Genomic DNA, 1,521 nt, shown 5'->3' with positions numbered 1-1,521 from the left:
GTCATTGATTACCAGGAACAATCGATAGCTATTGCTCGGGAAATCGGAAACCACGAGGCTGAAGCTGGTTACCTGAATAATCTTGGTCTTGCATACTATGAGCTGGGAGACTACAAAAAAGCCATTGATTACCACCAACAATCCATAGCTATTGCTCGGGAAAATCAATACCTCATTGGTGAAGCTAACTCCCTGGGTAATCTGGGTAATGCATACTATCATCTGGAAGACTACAAAAAAGCCATTGATTACTACCAACAATATTTAGCTATTGCTAGGGAAAACCAAGACCGGAGAGGTAAAGCTAACTCCCTAGCTAGTCTGGGTAATGCATACTATCATCTGGGAGATTACGAAAAAGCCATTGATTACCACCAACAATCCATACCTATTGCTAGGACAATTACAGACCTCATGGGTGAAGCTGCCTCCGTGACTAATCTGGGTAATGCATACTATCAGCTGGGAGACTACTCTAGAGCCATTGATTACCACCAACAATCTTTAGCTATTGCTAGGGAAATCCGAGACCGCAAGGGTAGATATCGCTTCGTGGGTAATCTGGGTCTTGCATACTATGATCTGGAAGACTACAAAAAACCGATTGATTACCACCAACAATCCATAGCTATTGCTAGGGTAATCGGACACCTCCTGGTTGAAGCTAAATCCCTGGCTGCCTGACACATCTGTGTGAAACCAAGAGGTATCAGGCTCGACACTGTAACGACTGAATCCGTGAGAACCAGATGCGATTGACATGCAGTCACGCTACGCGAACGTAAAAATCCTGACGAGCTTTTTGAGCAAGCTTAGCACGGTTGCGGGTCTTTGGGTAGCAAGGGGACGGGTGTTAAAAGTTGACGACTTTTGTGGAGGACTCCCGTTAGCCAGCGCAGACCAATTTTCAGGTAGCTCAGACCCCTTTGCCAATGAGGATTGACCTTTGGTCACGCTACGCGAACGACCTGCCGTCGCAGACCTTGTAGTTGAACAGCCATGCCTTGAGTCGTGCCGTACAGTAGTGCCACCGCAGCCACTAAGTAGAGCCGTTCGAGAGCGCTGGCCGAGCGGATGCGGGAGTCTTCGAGTTCAAAGGCTCCCGACTTACTGTCCAAAAATAATTCCTCGACCCGGAACCTCAAACCGTATTGCCACAGAGTTTTTAAAGTGGGGGTTTCATCGGTGATGACCGCCCAAGGCTCTTTGACCCCTTTGACGTTGGCTAACACCAGATGAGAGCGGTGTTTTCCATCTTGCCATAAACCCACATGGTGATAGAAAACTGCTTCTCCCTTTTGTGGCCACAGATAACTGACTTCAATCGGATAGCGACGCGGACCATGCAAATTGACATCACAGGGCAGCCGTAGACAATAGTGCCAATTGCTCCAAAGTAACCAGTTCATCAAAGCATGGTTGGCGAAACCTCGGTCGGCTTTGAGCATCACATCGGCATGTTGACGCAATATCCACCGGGCTTGGCGTAACAATGGTTGATATTCCAAGGGAAGCCACCGT

At 47.9% G+C, this 1,521-nt stretch carries 2 protein-coding genes; one reads left to right on the top strand and one right to left on the bottom strand.

What is annotated here, in order from left to right:
- Nucleotides 1–684: tetratricopeptide repeat protein (locus tag F6K49_RS47995; RefSeq protein WP_293109664.1), on the top strand; the 684-nt coding region annotated here is incomplete at its 5' end.
- A gap of 266 nt (nt 685–950) precedes the next feature.
- Here the strand turns inward: F6K49_RS47995 and F6K49_RS47990 are convergent.
- A partial coding sequence (locus tag F6K49_RS47990) for a transposase (RefSeq protein ID WP_293109662.1) occupies nt 951–1,521 on the bottom strand: 571 nt, incomplete at its 5' end.

The organism is Moorena sp. SIO3I6, assembly GCF_010672095.1.
Note: the sequence above shows the minus strand (reverse complement) of the source record. Positions and strands in the feature narration are given on the sequence as shown.